At 71.4% G+C, this 15,403-nt stretch carries 17 protein-coding genes; 8 read left to right on the plus strand and 9 right to left on the minus strand.

Annotated features, from left to right (window positions below):
- Nucleotides 1-69: 69 nt before the first annotated feature.
- The 6 genes from BM417_RS07245 to BM417_RS07270 are packed head-to-tail and all read left to right on the plus strand — an operon-like array spanning nucleotide 70 to nucleotide 5,506.
- A complete protein-coding gene (locus tag BM417_RS07245; RefSeq protein WP_093590835.1) occupies nucleotides 70-621 on the plus strand; it encodes an RNA polymerase sigma factor in 552 nt (183 codons plus the stop codon).
- Entirely contained in the window at nucleotides 618-1,412 is a 795-nt protein-coding gene (locus BM417_RS07250) for a cupin domain-containing protein (protein WP_093589038.1), read from the plus strand. The genes BM417_RS07245 and BM417_RS07250 overlap by 4 nt, the downstream gene beginning before the upstream one ends.
- Nucleotides 1,413-1,420: 8 nt before the next feature.
- Nucleotides 1,421-2,188 carry an ABC transporter ATP-binding protein gene (locus BM417_RS07255; protein ID WP_245821753.1) on the plus strand — a complete coding sequence of 256 codons (768 nt, stop codon included), beginning with the start codon at nucleotides 1,421-1,423 and terminating at the stop codon, nucleotides 2,186-2,188.
- Entirely contained in the window at nucleotides 2,185-3,543 is a 1,359-nt protein-coding gene (locus BM417_RS07260; RefSeq protein WP_143138549.1) for a hypothetical protein, read from the plus strand. Before BM417_RS07255 ends, BM417_RS07260 begins: the two co-directional genes overlap by 4 nt.
- Entirely contained in the window at nucleotides 3,540-4,055 is a 516-nt protein-coding gene (locus tag BM417_RS07265; RefSeq protein WP_093589044.1) for a hypothetical protein, read from the plus strand. Before BM417_RS07260 ends, BM417_RS07265 begins: the two co-directional genes overlap by 4 nt.
- A gap of 53 nt (nucleotides 4,056-4,108) precedes the next feature.
- Nucleotides 4,109-5,506 (plus strand): alpha/beta hydrolase, encoded by a 1,398-nt coding sequence (locus tag BM417_RS07270; protein ID WP_093589046.1) that lies wholly within the window; start codon nucleotides 4,109-4,111, stop codon nucleotides 5,504-5,506.
- Between the two features lie 124 nt (nucleotides 5,507-5,630).
- Here BM417_RS07270 and BM417_RS07275 read toward each other — a convergent pair whose 3' ends face one another.
- From BM417_RS07275 to BM417_RS07295, 5 genes are all read right to left on the minus strand, one after another.
- Complete coding sequence (locus tag BM417_RS07275; RefSeq protein ID WP_093589048.1) at nucleotides 5,631-6,464, minus strand: TetR/AcrR family transcriptional regulator; 834 nt, start codon at nucleotides 6,462-6,464, stop codon at nucleotides 5,631-5,633.
- Nucleotides 6,461-7,840 (minus strand): flavin monoamine oxidase family protein, encoded by a 1,380-nt coding sequence (locus BM417_RS07280; RefSeq protein WP_281251297.1) that lies wholly within the window; start codon nucleotides 7,838-7,840, stop codon nucleotides 6,461-6,463. Before BM417_RS07280 ends, BM417_RS07275 begins: the two co-directional genes overlap by 4 nt.
- Nucleotides 7,841-7,904: 64 nt before the next feature.
- Entirely contained in the window at nucleotides 7,905-8,762 is an 858-nt protein-coding gene (locus BM417_RS07285) for a hypothetical protein (protein WP_093590838.1), read from the minus strand.
- A gap of 4 nt (nucleotides 8,763-8,766) precedes the next feature.
- Nucleotides 8,767-9,159, minus strand: coding sequence for a hypothetical protein (locus tag BM417_RS07290; protein ID WP_093590841.1), 393 nt, complete (start codon nucleotides 9,157-9,159; stop codon nucleotides 8,767-8,769).
- Nucleotides 9,160-9,350: 191 nt separating this feature from the next.
- Nucleotides 9,351-10,241, minus strand: a complete 891-nt coding sequence (locus BM417_RS07295) for a DMT family transporter (protein WP_093589052.1) — start codon at nucleotides 10,239-10,241, stop codon at nucleotides 9,351-9,353.
- A 100-nt stretch (nucleotides 10,242-10,341) separates the two neighbouring features.
- On the opposite strand from BM417_RS07295, the gene BM417_RS07300 reads away from it, so the two are divergent.
- On the plus strand, nucleotides 10,342-10,914 hold the full coding sequence (locus BM417_RS07300) for a TetR/AcrR family transcriptional regulator (RefSeq protein ID WP_093590844.1): 573 nt from the start codon (nucleotides 10,342-10,344) through the stop codon (nucleotides 10,912-10,914).
- Nucleotides 10,915-10,958: 44 nt separating this feature from the next.
- On the plus strand, nucleotides 10,959-11,696 hold the full coding sequence (locus BM417_RS07305; RefSeq protein WP_245821754.1) for an NYN domain-containing protein: 738 nt from the start codon (nucleotides 10,959-10,961) through the stop codon (nucleotides 11,694-11,696).
- A 10-nt stretch (nucleotides 11,697-11,706) separates the two neighbouring features.
- Here the strand turns inward: BM417_RS07305 and BM417_RS07310 are convergent, their stop codons facing one another.
- The 4 genes from BM417_RS07310 to BM417_RS07325 are packed head-to-tail and all read right to left on the minus strand — an operon-like array spanning nucleotide 11,707 to nucleotide 15,388.
- Entirely contained in the window at nucleotides 11,707-12,729 is a 1,023-nt protein-coding gene (locus tag BM417_RS07310) for an LLM class flavin-dependent oxidoreductase (RefSeq protein WP_093589056.1), read from the minus strand.
- 48 nt (nucleotides 12,730-12,777) lie between these two features.
- Nucleotides 12,778-13,551: an HD domain-containing protein gene (locus BM417_RS07315; protein ID WP_177320328.1), complete on the minus strand. Its 774-nt coding sequence runs from the start codon at nucleotides 13,549-13,551 to the stop codon at nucleotides 12,778-12,780.
- Between the two features lie 53 nt (nucleotides 13,552-13,604).
- Nucleotides 13,605-14,762: a PrsW family intramembrane metalloprotease gene (locus BM417_RS07320; protein ID WP_093589058.1), complete on the minus strand. Its 1,158-nt coding sequence runs from the start codon at nucleotides 14,760-14,762 to the stop codon at nucleotides 13,605-13,607.
- Entirely contained in the window at nucleotides 14,759-15,388 is a 630-nt protein-coding gene (locus BM417_RS07325) for a hypothetical protein (protein ID WP_093589060.1), read from the minus strand. The genes BM417_RS07320 and BM417_RS07325 overlap by 4 nt, the downstream gene beginning before the upstream one ends.
- Nucleotides 15,389-15,403 lie beyond the last annotated feature (15 nt).

Raw genomic sequence — 15,403 nt, forward strand, 5'->3', positions numbered from 1 at the left:
TTGTGACGCACGCCACAGCGATGTGAGAACCTCGCGCGCTAAACCGACGTCTTGCGGAGTGTGAGAGCAATTCGGGGAAAGCCCGCCGACCTCGACGAGGAGCAGCTCGTGCGCCGTGTCGCACGAGGTGACCGCGCTGCGTTCGAGGAGCTCTACCGCCGCAGCGCGCCCTGGCTGACGGTGCGGCTGCGCAGGCGGTGCTCCGACGAGCAGATCGTCGCGGAGGTGCTCCAGGAGACCTACCTCGCGGTGTGGCGGGCCGCCGGCGCCTTCGCGGGCAGCGCGACCGACGGCACCGCGGTCGGCTGGCTGTGGACCATCGCCGCACGCAGGCTGATCGACGCGTTCCGCCGGCGCGCGCACCACGCCCAGCCGCCGAGCGCCGCCGCGGCCGAGCCCGCCGCCCGTGCCGCCGAGGACGAGGTGCTCGAAGGCGTGGTCGGCGACGAGGTGGGCGACGCGTTGCGCAGGCTCGCCCCGGAACTGCGGCAGGTGCTCCAGGCGATGGTGCTCGACGGGCTGTCCGTCCGGGAGACGTCGGTGCTGCTCGGGGTGCCGGAAGGCACCGTCAAGACCCGCGCCAGGCGGGCGAGGATCGCGATGCGGGAGGCCCTGTCATGACCGCGCACCACCCAGGCGAGCAGCTGCTGCTCCGTTACGCGCGGGGCGACGAGAACATCCCGGCCGACGAGCTGTGGGCCGTCGAGTCGCACCTGGAGACCTGTGCGGCGTGCCGCGGCAGGCTGGCACCCGAACCGGTGGCCGACGCGGTGTGGCTGGAGCTCGCGCCGTTGCTCGACCACACGCCGCAGATGACACCCGCACGGCCGTGGCGCCGCCGCCTCGCCGCGTGGGTGTCGCCCTCGGCCGGACCGTGGCTCGCGATGATCCTCCTCGTCACCTTCGTCGCCGTGCTGCTCGACCGGATCACCTCTCTCACGCCCGGCGACGTCTCGTTGGTGCTGCTCGTCGCCCCGGTGCTGCCGGTGCTGGGCGTCGCCGCGTCCTGGGGCAGGGCGCTGGACCCTGCGTACGAACTCGCCGCCGCGACGCCCCGCGCCGGGCTGCCGCTGGTGTTGCGCCGCACCGCCGCGGTGCTCGCCGTGGTCGTACCGAGCCTGCTGGCGGCGGGGTGGTCGACCGGTGCCTCGCTCGCGCAGTGGCTGCTGCCGTGCCTGGCGTTCACCGCGGGAACCCTCGCGCTGGGCGGACTGGTCGGCGTGACCCGTGCGGCGATCACGCTCATCGCGGTGTGGGCCGTCGCGATCGTCGCCCCGACCGTGGCGCTGAGCCGCACGTCCGTCGCGTTCGCCCCGGCGGCCATCCCGGTGTGGGCCGCGGCGCTCGCACTCGGACTGCTCGTGATCGCCCTGCGCCGGACCGCCTTCACCCGCCTGCGGGCCAACCGATGAGGAACGACATGACCACCCCCACCACGTATGCCTGGGAGATCTCCGCCCACGACCTCGCGGTCAGGGTCGGGCGCAGGCGCATGGCCGTCGACGGCGTCACCCTCACGATGGGCCGCGGCGTCCACGGACTGCTCGGCCCCAACGGCGCCGGCAAGACGACGCTGATCCGCACCCTCGCCACCGTGCTGCGCCCCACGTCCGGCACGCTCACCCTGCTCGGCGGCCTCGACCTGCGCGAACTGCGCCGCCGCATCGGGTACCTGCCCCAGGAGTTCGGCTACTACCGGCGGTTCACCGTGCGCGAGTTCGTCGAGTACATGGCGTGGCTCAAGGAGATGCCCTCCCGTGACATCCCCGCCGCCGTGCAACGCGCCGTCGAACGCGTGGGTCTCGCCGACCGCGCCGACGACCGCCTGAAGACGTTGTCCGGCGGCATGGTGCGGCGTGCGGGCATCGCCCAGGCCATCGTCAACGACCCCGAGGTCCTGCTGCTGGACGAACCGACCGCCGGACTCGACCCCGCGCAGCGCATGCGGTTCCGCGAACTGCTCGTCGAACTCGGCACCGACGCCTGCGTGATCGTGTCCACCCACCTCGTCGAGGACGTCGCCACCGCGTGCACCGACGTCGTGCTGCTCGCCGACGGCAAACTCGTCTTCCAGGGCACCCCGGCACAACTCGCCGCTGCCGGAACCGACGGCCACGCGGGCGACAGCTCCATCGAACGCGGCTACACGGCGCTCCTCGCCACCCCGAAGCGGCAGGGATCGTGGTGAGGGCACTGCGCGTCGAACTGCGCCGCTCACTCGCGCCGTGGGCGGGTCTGTTCCTGCTGGGCGCCGCGGTGGCGTTGCTCTACTCGCTCAGCGCCCCCTGGTGGAAAGGCCCGGAGGCGTGGGACGCGCAGTGGCACTCGGCCGCCCAATGGGTGCGCTTCCTGCTGGTGTTCCTGTGGCCGATGGTCGTCGGAGCGGGCGCGATCGCGGGTCTGCGCGACCACCGCGCGGGCACCGACGACCTCCTCGCCACCACCGCACGTCCCGCCTGGCAGCGCGGCGCCGCCACCGCAGGCGCGCTCGCGTTCTGGCTCGTGGCCGCCTACCTGCTGGTCTTCGCACTCGGCGCCGTCCAGGTCGTGGCGCACGGCGGCTACTTCCACCTCGCCTGGCTCCCGATCACCGCGGTCGGCGCACTCGCCGTCGTCGCGGGCGGCTGGTTCGGCATGGGTGTCGCGCGCGTCTTCCCCTCGGTGCTCACGCCGCCGCTGCTCGCCGTGACCACGCTGATCGCCGTCACGTTCCTGACCGTCTCCCAGGACCCGGTCACCGAGCCGGAAGTCGTGCTGCCGAACCAGATAACACTGCTCTCCCCCGCGCTCGGCGCGATGCGCAACGTCTACGACACGGTCGCCACGGCCGCGAACACCGGCCAGGCGATCTGGCTCGCCGGTCTCGCGCTCACCGGTTTCGGCCTGTACGCCGCCACGACCACGCGCCTGCGAGTGCTCGCGTTGGTGCCGGTGGTCGTCTCCGCCGCCGTCGCGCTTCCTCTCCTGCCCGCCAGGACGTTCGTGCTCAACGAGGCCGCCTCCGCCGCAGTGTGCCGGGGAGACGTGTGCCTGAGCCGGATGCGCGAGTCCACATTGGACGCGTTCGCGCCGGTCGCCGAGGAGGCACTGCGGCTGCTGGCGAAGCTGCCGGACGCGCCAACTTCCGTCCGTGAAGTCCCTTACCCCGCACAGAACCGGGGTGGGATTCCGCGCACCGCCGACGTCGTGCCGGTGCACTTCAACGGCGACGCGTTCGAGCTCGCCACCCCCGGCGACTGGCTCGCCGAGCTCGTGGCAGGCGGCGGCACGCCCACCTGCTTCAACCAGTCCGACGAGAACGAGAAGATCATCCGCGAGGCCGCCGCGCGCACGACCGTCGCCGCCTGGTTCACCGGCGACCTGAAACCCCTGCCCAACTACCGTTTCGTCCGCACCGGCGCGGCCGAGCCCGCCGGTCGTGCGTTGGCGGCCTTGCGCTCTCTGCCCGCCGATGAGCAGTTGGCACGGGTGAACGCCGCCCGCGAGGTCGGACTGTCCTGCCAGGGCGACCAGCTCGCGGTGCTCACGGGCGGCACGCTGTGAGAGCACTGCTGTTGTACGCGCGATCCCGCCAGATCCCGGCATCCGTTGTGGCAGCGGCACTCTGCTGCCTGCTCGTGCACCTGGTCGCTCCGGTGGCGGACGCCCGGTGGTCGGCGCTGGCGATCACCACCGCCGTCTCCGCCTTCGCCGTAGGGCTCACCGGACAGGACGCCGACCTCGACGCCACGTCCGCGTGGCCGTGGCCCGCGTACCGCATGGCGCACGTCGTCGCCATCGTCGCCGTCGCGACCGCACTGGTCAGTTCCATCGCACCGCTGTCGTTCGTGCTGCGCGGATGTGTCGGCCTGGTGGGACTTGCCGCGCTGGGTGCCGCGTTGTTCGGCGGCTATCTGGCGTGGACGCTGCCGTTCGCGTGGTTCACCGTCACGTTCTTCGCCGACAGCTGGCTGCTCGCGCCGACCGGATCCGTCGAGGCGGTGTGGTCGGCAGTGGCGTTCGGTGTGATCGGTACGACCGCCTACGCCTTGATTCGGTCACCACTGAAGCAATAGTGACCCATGACACACCGAGAACCTGAGGCAGGGCCCGGATCGTCTTGCGGGACATGAAGATTCTCGCGATGGCCCTCACCCTGGCGCTGCTCCCGATCACCCCGGCGTCCGCGACTCCCGCGCTGCCGTTCCAGCCGTGCACGGACGTTCCCGAGGCCGACTGCGCCACGCTCACCGTGCCCGTCGACCGCGACCACCCCGACGGCCCGCAGATCGCACTGGCCGTCGCGCGCCGCAAGGCGACCGACCCGGCCCGCCGCATCGGGGTGCTGATGGTCAACCCCGGCGGCCCCGGCGGATCCGCCGCCCGGTACGCCAAGGACGCGCCGAAGGTCTTCAGCGAGGAGGTGCTCGCCCGGTTCGACGTGGTCGGCTACGACCCGCGCGGCGTAGGCGACAGCAACCCGATCTACTGCGACACCTCCGCCGTGGGTCTCCCCTACCCCAGCGGCCGTCCGGACACCCCCGAACGCTTCGCGCAGCTCACCGCCTACAACCACCGGCTCACCGAAGACTGCCGCACGCGCACCGGTCCGGTGTTCGACCGAGTCGACGCGCAGAGCGCCGTGCGCGACATGGACGACCTGCGCAAGTCGTTGGGAGAAAAGCAGATCACCTACTACGGCATGTCCTACGGCACGCTGTACGGCCAGAAGTACGCCGAGCGCTACGGCAAGCACGTACGCGCAATGGTGATCGACAGCGTCGTGGACGCGAGCCTGCCACTCGACGGCCTCCTGACCGCCGGCGCCCGCGCGGGCGAGGACATCTTCACCGAGTTCGTCCGCTGGTGCGGCGCCACGCCGTCCTGTGCGTTGCACGGCAAGGACATCCCCGCGCTCTACGCCGATCTGCGCGCCCGAGCCGCCCGCGGCGGACTGCACACCCCCGGCGCCCCGGACCAGCCCCTGACACCGACCGAACTGGCCAACCGCACCGTCCGCTTCGGCTACAGCCCGGACTTCGCCCGCATGGGCAACTACTTCACCGACCTGGCCGCCCAGCCGGAAGCGGGCTTCGGCACCGCGACCCGCCGCACCCAGGCCGTGCTGTGCCAGGACTTCACCGGCCACCCGGCCAGCGCCGCCGACGTGGCCGCGATGGACTCCCACGTCCGCGCCGCCGCGCCGAACGTCCAGGCCTCGCCGATCTGGGACCAGGCACTCACGTGGTGCGCCGGCTGGCAGGGACCGACCCTCAACCCCGCACGCCCCTGGCGCCCGGCCGCCGCACCGCAGGTCCTGATGCTGAACTCGCTGCACGACCCCGCGACCGGCTACGAGAGCGCGGTCAGCGTGCACCGGCAGGCCCGCGGCAAGGCGGCGCTCGTGACCTACGAGGGCACCGGGCACGGCGTCTACACCCGCACCCCGTGCACCCGCGCGGTCACGGACTCCTACCTGCTCGACCGCACGGTGCCGCGCGACGGCCTGCGCTGCCCAGCGGTCTGACGACTTTCACTGAGTGTGTGCACGGCGGCGGAACCACGACGGCGGCGAGGCCAGGGAGAAGCCGTTGATCCGGCGTCGTCAGGACCACTCCGCCGGGCAGCGGAAGGCACAAGTCTCCACGGGCTCAGGCGGTGAGCACGAGATCCGGTTCGAACGCCCGCAGCAGCAACTCCCGCATGCGGTCCGACCGCATCTCGGTCGACGACGCGAGGATCTGGACGGCGAGCCCGTCGGCCATCGCGATGAAGCGATCGGCGAGGGCCTCGACGTCGGCGCCGGCGCACAGGCCTTCCGCGCGGCACTCCCCCAGCAGGTCCACGACGATGCGGCGCCAGTCCGAGTAGACCAGGCGCTGGACCGGCCGCAGGCGTGGTTCGAACATCGCCTGGCTCCAGAACTGGACCCACACCGACCACTCGTCCACGTCGTCGGTGGCGAGCGGTAGCTGGACGTCGATCAGGCGGCGGAGCTTGTCGCGCGCCGAGGTGGCCTGGCCGAACTCCCGTTCCACTCGGGCGCGGAAGCTCCGGGCGTAGTGCTCCATCGCGGCGTGCAGGGCCGCTTCCTTGGTCGGGAAGTGGTAGTGCACGGTCGCGGTGCTGGTGCCGCAGTGGCGCGCGATGTCGGACACGCGCACGTTGTGGTAGCCGCGGCGGGCGATCAGCACGGTGGCGGCGGCGAGGATCTGGTCGCGGCGCTCCTGTGCCGTCACGACTTCCGCGCGCTCGCGGACACGATCGGCGACAACGGGTTCCGGGCCGGTGCCCCGCGTCAGGTAGGCGACGGTCACGGAGCAGGCCTCGGCGATGGCCGTGATCTCCTCGTCGCGCAGCCGCCTCGTGCCGCGCAGGGCCTTGGACAACGCCGTCGGGTCCATGCCGATGCGCACGGCCAGTTCGCGCTGGGACAGCGTGACCGCCCGCAGCGCCGTCCGCACGCGCGAGGACAGGCCGGTCATCTGGCGACCTTCAACGCGGTCATCACCTCGTCGGCGGCCCGCTCGCCGGAGGTGATGGCGCCGTCGACGTAGCCGTTCCAGACCGACGCGGTCTCGGTGCCGGCCCAGTGCACGCCGCCGGTCGCGGCACGCCATCCGTGCTCGCCGAACTCGGTCCAGCCACCGGGATACACGAAGCACGCGTAGCCGCCGATGGTCCAGCCGTCCTCGGACCAGGCCATCTCGGCGTAGTCGATCGGCATGCGCGCCCGCGGTCCGGCGACCTCGGCCAGCGCCGCGAGAACGTCGGTACGCCGGACCGAGTCAGGCGCGGCCGCCCAGCGGTCGACGCGGTCGCCGTAGACGAACGCGACGAGCACGCCCCGTGACGCGTCCTCAGGCGAGTTGTCGAACACGACGCCCACCGGGCTGCGGCTGTAGAGGGTGGCGATGCCGGAGCGATCCTTCTTGCGCCAGAACGGTTCCTCGTACACGGCGTGGATCTTCGCAACCCGTCCCATCGGCGTGTGACCGGTCCAGCCGCGACGCGCCTGCGGGAGTGCGGGCTCGAAGGAGATCCGCCCCAACGCCGCCGGCGGCACGGTGACGATCGCCCGCCGTGCGCGGACCACTCCCTTGTCGGTGACCGCCTCGACCCCGTCGGAGGTGTGCCGGATCGCCCGCACCGGCTCGTCCAGCCGCACGACACCAGGCATCGACGCGGCCAACGCCAGCGCGAGCGCGTCGGCGCCATCGGAGAAACGGGACTCCTGCGCGCATCCGGCGGTCTCCGTCAACTGCCCGTACCCGCCCGCCGAGGCCACGTAGAACAGCACGTGGAAGAACGAGATCTCCCTCGGCTCGCAGCACCACACGCCCTGCACGGTGAGCGCCAGCCTGCGCACCGCGTCCTCGTCGCTGGTCTGCGAGGCGAAGAACTCCTCGGCGGACAACGCGTCGAACTCGGCGAAACGCGGCGTGAGCCACGGCCGTTCCAGGTCGACGGTCAGCGCGAGGTCGTCGAGCGACTTGACGACCCGCTGGTACTCGTCGACGCCGGGACCGGACCTCGGCACGGCGCCGGAGTAGTCGGTGCGGGTGTCGTCGTGCCACACCTCGACGTGCTGGCCGGTCTCCCACGTCGGGAACGTCGCGCAGCCGAACTTCGCCGCGAGCTCGTGAAAACGCTTCTGCGACGGGCCGATCCACTGTCCGCCGTGGTCCACGCGCACCCCGGACGGCAACACCTCGCTGAACACCCGGCCGCCGACCCGATCCGCGGCCTCCAGCACGACGACGGCGAGTCCGGCGGCCGTGAGGCGGGACGCGGCGGCCAGTCCCGCGTAGCCGGCACCGACGATCACGACGCCGGTGGAACGCTGCTCCAGTCCAGTCACGCCGCACACGATGGGCAACGCTGACCCGCCAGTCAAGCTCCGGACGAGAATTGCGATCCGGCTACTACCGGGGTGGGAGGACCCGGTGAATCACGGGCAGCACGAGTGATCTCGGCGGATCCCAGACGTGCCGGTCCTCGAACGGCCACGCGTAGGTCAGGGCGCCGTCGCGAACGCAGTCGAGCAGCCCCGGCACCGCGAGCTCGCGCGCCGACCACTCGTAGAGCCGCTGCATCCTCGGCACGATCATGCCGAAGTCGACGAGACGGGCGAATCCGTGTTCCTGGGCGAGGTAGTACCGGACGTCGTCGCGCAGCGGGTACTCGTCCGGGAGCACCCGCGAGAGCTGCAGAAAGATCCCGGTCATGCCCAGCCTGGGGTCGCCGAGCAACGGCGCGAGCGCGCGCAACCAGCCCAAAGACATCCGGGGCGCGGCCACCAGCGCGTGCGTGTAGAGCACCCTGCACAGGATCACGTTCATGAAGAACCGCTCGGGCTCGCTCTCGGCCTCCGCGAGCGAGCGGTGCTCCAGGTACGCGGCGACCACGCTCCCGTTGTGCGCGCGGTACCAGGCCTGAGCGGTGGGGTTGAGCGCGAAGGCCAGCCACTGGGCGGCCGTCTGCGACGACGGCGGGCCGCTGAGCCCACCGCTCAGTCCGACCGCCTCACAGCCGTCGCGCAGGATGCGTTCGTTCACCGCGCGCCACCACGGACTACCCGGCCGTGCGTGGAACGCCGGTTGCAGCACGCCGCGCCCCAGCTGCCAGCGCATGAACGACCTGGCCGCCCGCCGGAACGGCAGGTGCTGGGGCGCCTGGCCGAACGGGCCGTAGTAGCAGCGTTCCATCAACGCCAGCCGACCGGCGGGGTCGTCGCGGACCATCGCCACCCGCTGCTCGGCCCAGGCCGCGGCCTCCGCCATCACGCTAGAACTGGTCGCCGCTCGTCAGCTGGTGCTCCATCGCGTCCGCACGGCCGACCAGCAGCGCGAGCGGGCGTTCGAACTCCTCGCGGACGCTCAGGTCCTCCAGCGGCACCACGTGCTTGAGCAACGCGAGTCCGTCCACCACGGCCGCTCCGCCGACCTGCGGCTCGCCCGCGAGTTCGAGGAACCGGCTCAGGTCCAGGTCGGCGGCGCGGCCGACCGGTGAGGAGATCTCCACCCACGCCGTGCCGTCGAGATCCGGCAGGTGGTGGACGGAGACCTGTTGCGTCCGCTCGCCGTCCGTGGCGAGCCGGAAACGCAGCCAGGCGTCGGACTCCTCCAGCACCTCGTACCGCAGCCGAACATAGTTGATCACTTCGACCCAGGACGTCACGCCCGGTTCCGCCTCTCTCACGGCATTTCCCATCACCACCGTAATGCGGGCACAGGGCGTTCGTGTTGCTTTGGACGATCGTGTCGAGACGGTGTCACAACCGGGCGGCGAGGTGTGTCCACGGGTCTCGGCCGGTCGCGCGGCGCCGGAGTCCCGCACCGAGGCCGTGCCGGCGCTGAACCAGGCTGACCTCAGCCGAACTGCACGAGCAGGGAACCGGCGACCAGCAGTGCGAGTCCGGTGAGGCGAACAGGCGTGAACGGCCTGCGCGGCATCCGGAAGAGTCCACAGTGGTCGATCAACGCCGAGGCGAGCTGCTGCCCGGTGACGGTGAGCACCACGGTGGTCGCGGCGCCGATCTCCGGAATGAGCAGGAACGTCGCGGTGACGTAGGCCGCCGCACACCCGCCGCCGAGCCAGCCCCACCACGGCATGTCCTTGAGGGGCACCAGGGTCGGCGGTGGCGTGCGGTTGAACAGCAGCACCACCGCGATGGCGACCGTCGCCACGGTGAAGCTGACCAGGGCGACGGCGATCGGCGCGTGCAGGTCGGCGCGCAGCCGGGCGTTGATCGCCCCCTGCATCGGAAGCACGGCACCCGCCGCGATGCCCAGCACGATCCAGCCCGGCCTCCTGGTCCTCATCGGCTGGGCGATCACCGTGATGCCCGCCAGCACCGCCACGGCGCCGATCACGATGCCCGCGGAGAGCGGCTTCTGCTGCAGGCCGAGCAGTCCGAACAGGTCCAGCACCACTGACGCGAACATCTGACCGGTGACGAAGAGCCCGACGGCGGCGAGCGCGCCCAGCCGCGGGAACAGCAGGATGCCGCTGGTGATGTAGAGCGGGCTGGCCAGGCCGCCCAGCAGGCGCCACGGCTCGACGTCCGGCACCAGCGCGACCGCCCCGATCGTGCCGGTGGCCGCGGCGAGGACCGCGAGCACCACCGCGGCGAGGCCCAGTTGCAGCGTCGACGCCCCGTACGGCGTGCCGACCGCCTTGGTCAGCTGCAGGTTCGCCGACGCCTGCACGGCGAGCAGACACCCGACGAGCAGCGCTGACCCCAGTAACGCGAAGTACACGACGACAACCCCCAATAAGTGGACACGGTGTCCGCTAATCCAGGGTAGGCACGAAGTGGACGCGCTGTCCACATAGTCGTTGATCGCGTACGATCCGTTCATGGTCATCGGGCAGCCTCCGGCCAGGGAACGCGCCGACGCGGCGCGCAACCGGGCGCGAGTGCTGGCTGCGGCCGAGGAGCTGTTCGCGACCAAGGACGCCCGCCAGGTCACGATGGACGAGATCGCCCGCGCCGCCGGCGTCGGCCGCGCCACCCTCTACCGCCGCTACCCGGACCCGGCCTCCGTCGCCGCGGCCCTGCTGGACGAGCACGAACGCGTTCTCCAGGAACAGCTGATGGGCGGTCCCCCACCGCTGGGCCCCGGCGCACCACCGGCCGAGCGGCTCGCGGCGTTCTACGCGGCCATGACGGGCCTGCTCGAACGACACCTGCACCTGGCGCTCGGAGCGGAGACCGGCGACGCCCGGTTCCGCACCGGCGCCTATGGTTTCTGGCGGCTGCACGTGCTGGCGCTGCTGGCCGAGGCCGCCGTACCGGACCCGAACGGCCTGGTCGAGGTGCTGCTCGCGCCGCTGGCCCCCGAGCTCTACCAGGAACAACGACGGCGCGGCCTGTCCCCGCACCAGGTCACGGCCTCGCTGACGTGGCTGAGCCGGCTGCTGAACACCTGAGAACGAAGGCGGATTCGAGCGTGGCCACTGCCAATGAGAGCGCTGTGAAACTCGCGGTGCTCATCGACGCGGACAACGCCCAGCCCTCGATCACCGAGGCGCTGCTGGCCGAGATCGCCAAGTACGGCACCGCACACGTCAAGCGCGCGTACGGCGACTGGACCGGCACCAGCCTGAAGGGCTGGAAGGACCACCTGCTGGCCCAGTCGATCCAGCCCATCCAGCAGTTCGCGTACACCACCGGCAAGAACGCGACCGACGCCGCGATGGTCATCGATGCGATGGACCTGCTCTACTCCGACCGCTTCGACGGCTTCTGCATCGTCTCCAGCGACTCGGACTTCACCCGCCTCGCCGCCCGCCTGCGCGAGTCCGGCCTCACCGTCTACGGCTTCGGCGAACGCAAGACGCCCAAGCCGTTCGTCGCGGCCTGCGACAAGTTCATCTACGTGGAGAACCTCGCCTACCCCGAGGCCGCGACGCCGGCCGAGACCCCGCTGCTGCCGAAGTCGACGACCTCCGCCGCGCAGCTCAAGGGCGACACGACCCTGGTCAAGCTGCTGCGCAACGCGGTCGAGGCGGCGTCGGACGACGACGGGTGGGCGACGCTCTCCGCCGTCGGCAGCATCATCACCAAGCAGCGCCCCGAGTTCGACTCCCGCACGTACGGCTACTCGAAGCTCAGCGACCTGATCACGGCGACCACGCTGTTCGAGGTCGACCGGCGCGGGCCGCGCGAGGGCAAGCAGTCGGCGGTCTACGTGCGCGACCGCCGACGGTGACTTGCTTCGATCAACGCCAGCCGAGTGCCGGTGCCACGTGCGTGAGGATGTTCTCCAGCACGTGCACGTTGAACTCGACGCCGAGCTGGTTGGGCACGGTCAGCAGCAGCGTGTCGGCCTCCGCGATCGCCTCGTCCCCCGCCAGCTGCTCGACCAGCACGTCAGGCTCGGCCGCGTAGGAACGGCCGAAGATCGCCTTGTTCGGCCCGTCGATGAAGCCGATGGAGTCGGTGCTCCTGCCGTCGGCGCCGAAGTACGCGCGGTCGAGGTCCGTGGTGAGCGCGAAGATGCTGCGCGACACCGAGACCCGCGGCTCGTGCTCCCAGCCCGCCTCGGTCCAGGCCTTGCGGAACGCCCTGATCTGGTCGGCCTGCTGCACGTGGAACGGCGCGCCGCCCTCGTCGTACTTCAGGGTGGAGCTCATCAGGTTCATGCCCTGCTTGGCCGCCCACACAGCGGTGCCGTTGGAACCGGCGCCCCACCAGATGCGGTCGCGCAGGCCCGGCGCGTGCGGTTCGACGCGCAGCAGGCCGGGCGGGTTCGGGAACATCGGGCGGGGCGCGGGTTCCGCGAAGCCGCCGCCTTCCAGCACCTTCAGGAACAGCTCGGTGTGCATGCGGGCCATGTCGGCGTCGGTCTGGCCCTCGGCGGGCTGGTAACCGAAGTGCCGCCACCCGTCCACGACCTGCTCGGGCGATCCCCGGGAGATGCCGAGCTGGAGCCTTCCGCCGGCGATGAGGTCGGCGGCGCCGGCGTCCTCGACCATGTACATCGGGTTCTCGTAGCGCATGTCGATCACGCCGGTGCCGATCTCGATGCGGTCGGTCTTCGCGCCGATCGCGGCGAGCAGCGGGAACGGCGACGCGAGCTGCCGCGCGAAGTGGTGCACCCGGAAGTAGGCGCCGTCCGCGCCGAGCTCCTCGGCGGCCACCGCGAGGTCGATCGACTGGAGCAACGTGTCCGCCGCCGACCTCGTCTGCGAGTGCGGGCTGTCCGTCCAGTGCCCGAACGACAGAAAACCGATCTTCTTCATGCCCTCCAAGATAGTTCAATCTTCAAGTAAATGCCCATGACGCGTGCGTCACGCCTGGCGGAGCAGCCGGTGCGTGCGCCGGACCGCCGCGAGACGTTCGTCGCCGTTGATCGCGAGCGCGCGGACCACCGGGTCGTCAGGGCCTCGGCGCTGCCGGATCTCGGCCAGCCTGCCGTGCACCGTCGTCGGGTGGCCGTCCGGACCGGTGCTCATGTCGCAGTACCAGAGCGCGTCGCGCAGCCGGCCGCGGTTGTCCGGGAACTCGCCGAGGCCGTCGGCGAGCCCGACCAGGCCGGCTACCGCCGCCGCGCCGGAGTGGTGCGCCACCAGGCCGCAGATCCGTTCCGAGACGCCCGCCCGGCGCAGGTAGCGTGCCCCGTCGAGCGAGTGCAGGCCCGTGTCGGTCAGCTCGGCCGCGTACCCGATGTCGTGCACCCACGCCGCCGCCACGAGCAGCTCGCGTTCCTCTTCGGGCAGCACCCGTGCGACGTGCTCGGCACGACGCGCCACACCGGCCGTGTGCGCCCAACGGCGTGGCAGCTCGGCGGCAAGCAGGCGGCGTGCGGTGTTCCGCGCCCAGCTCGACAGGAACGTCCCTGGCGTCTCCTGCGCCGGGAACGCCCGTGCGGAGGCTCGCACCTCACGGGCCACGAACAACGGCACGTAGTCCTGGAGCCGGGCGCCGCCGAACCGCGCCCGCGCCCGTTCGATCCACTCGTGCACGATGCTCGGCGGCACGTCGTGGAACTCGCGGACCAGCCGGGACTCCAGGCGCCGGATCCGGTCATCCGTCTGGCTCACAACCTCCGCCGTGGTCGTCACGGCGTCCACGGTAAGCCCTCGCTCGCGATGGTGAGAGGGCCCTTCGAAGGGTTCTACCGACCGCCGCGCAGACGCAGCAGCTCGGCGCGGGCATGGGCGACCTCGCTCGTCTCGCTCCCCTGTGCGCGAGCGAGTTCGCGGGCGAGGTCGGCCGCCGCGTCCAGCAGGTGCCGTGCCCTGCTCCGGCTGTGCACCAGCTTCCGGAACGCCTTGCGGTCCTTGCCGAGCCCGCTGACCGCCGCGAGCAGCGCGGGATCGATGACGCCGGCATCCGACTCCGGCTGGAGCAGCTGGCGGACCCAGATCCGCTCCTGCCTGGACGCGTGCCGCGCGACGTAGAACAGGGTGACGAGCTCGACGATCGCGATCACGAACGGGAGCACGACCGCAAGAAGCGCGTTTCCGCCGCTCAGGCCGCCCATGTCGTCCCACGCGAAGTGGAACACCATGGCGGTGAGCATGGTCAGGACGCCACGCGGCACGTTGCGCTCGCCCGGGGTGCGGCCGAGGACCCACATGAGACCGGCGCAGAAGATCGCGCTGAACAACGCGTGCGACACGATGCCCGCCGCGCCGCGGATCAGGAACATCTGGAACGAGGAGGTGATCTGGTCGGCGCCGAAGGTCTGCGCCGCACCGTTGTAGACGTAGAGCACGTCCTCGAAGACCTGGAAGCCCAGGCCGATGAACGCGCCGATGATGAATCCGTCGTAGGCGCCGCGCACCAGCCTCGGGGCGAGACCGATCAGCAGGACCAGGCCCAGTGCCTTGCCGAACTCCTCGTTGATCGGCGCGGTGAGGCCGGCCGACCAGTTGGCGGCGAAGGCCGTGCCGCCGACCTTCGTCCAGATCTCCAGCAGCGCGTTGTTCGCCGGCAGCGCGATCCAGAACGGCGCCGCGAGCCCACCCCAGACGAACGCCGTCGCGAGGAGGGCGGCGGGTTGCGCGGTGTAGCGGTTCTGGTGACGCAGGAGCAGCAGCCACGGCACCAGGTACAGGCCGAACAGCAGCACGCCGCCGGTCAGCGCCGGGCTGTAGAAGTGGGCGCCTGGGCCGAAGTAGCGCAGCACCGCCAGCGCGCCACCGCCGACGCCCAGCAGGTAGACCCAGAACGCCAGGTTGCGCGGCTGGACGAGCCGGAACGGCTGCCCCCAGCCCGACTGCTCGATCGCGGCGAGCTGTGCGGTCTTCACTTCGGATGTCGTGGTCATCGGGACGCTCCAGGGGCGATGCCGCGCAGGAACGTGGCCACCGTGTCCTGCAGTCGCTCGAACTGGCCCGGTGCCGTGCGGACCCTGACCAGCAGCGCAGGCGCCGCCTCGGCCTCACCCGACGCGCCGGCCATCTTGAACGCGACGTCGAGCGCGTCCCCGTTCGGCGAGGTGCTGCCCTGTGCGACGCCGACCAGCCCACTCGCCGTCGTCACCGTGCCGCGCGACCCGTCCACGCCTGGTGGGCTGCCCTCCGAGCGCTGGACCTGGTCGAGGAACGCGTCCGCGGTCCCGGTGAACGACGTGCCCCGCAACGTGATCGTCGCGCCACCCGACGCCAGCTGCACCTGAACGCTCGACGGGGACACCGAGCCGGTGCCGGCCAGCGTGCCGCCCTCCAGTTGCCAGCCCACCGGCGGCACGGCGGTCGCGCCGTCACCGAGGTCGAGCACGTCGCCGGCGCGGATCTCGTTGTGCCACGGGATGGCCGCGTTGAGGGCGGGCAGTCCGTAGAGGAGCAGCAGCGCGATCACCAGGACGCTCAGGGCGGGTGCGAACGTCCGCCGGTCCAGTCCGAGGAACCGGTGCTCGACCGGCACCCATTCTCGCGGTGCTGCGTCCGTCATCCCAGAGCCCCTCTC

The sequence above is a fragment of the Lentzea waywayandensis genome (assembly GCF_900115955.1).
In the GTDB taxonomy this organism is placed as follows: domain Bacteria; phylum Actinomycetota; class Actinomycetes; order Mycobacteriales; family Pseudonocardiaceae; genus Lentzea; species Lentzea waywayandensis.

Excerpts from the sequence above, each read along its gene's own strand:
- BM417_RS07300 (WP_093590844.1), top strand. The coding sequence starts at position 10,342 with ATGGTCATCGGGCAGCCTCCGGCCAGGGAACGCGCCGACGCGGCGCGC.
- BM417_RS07310 (WP_093589056.1), bottom strand. The coding sequence starts at position 12,729 with ATGAAGAAGATCGGTTTTCTGTCGTTCGGGCACTGGACGGACAGCCCG.
- BM417_RS07250 (WP_093589038.1), top strand. The coding sequence starts at position 618 with ATGACCGCGCACCACCCAGGCGAGCAGCTGCTGCTCCGTTACGCGCGG.
- BM417_RS07285 (WP_093590838.1), bottom strand. The coding sequence starts at position 8,762 with ATGGCGGAGGCCGCGGCCTGGGCCGAGCAGCGGGTGGCGATGGTCCGC.
- BM417_RS07255 (WP_245821753.1), top strand. The coding sequence starts at position 1,421 with ATGACCACCCCCACCACGTATGCCTGGGAGATCTCCGCCCACGACCTC.
- BM417_RS07325 (WP_093589060.1), bottom strand. The coding sequence starts at position 15,388 with ATGACGGACGCAGCACCGCGAGAATGGGTGCCGGTCGAGCACCGGTTC.
- BM417_RS07275 (WP_093589048.1), bottom strand. The coding sequence starts at position 6,464 with ATGACCGGCCTGTCCTCGCGCGTGCGGACGGCGCTGCGGGCGGTCACG.
- BM417_RS07270 (WP_093589046.1), top strand. The coding sequence starts at position 4,109 with ATGAAGATTCTCGCGATGGCCCTCACCCTGGCGCTGCTCCCGATCACC.
- BM417_RS07320 (WP_093589058.1), bottom strand. The coding sequence starts at position 14,762 with ATGACCACGACATCCGAAGTGAAGACCGCACAGCTCGCCGCGATCGAG.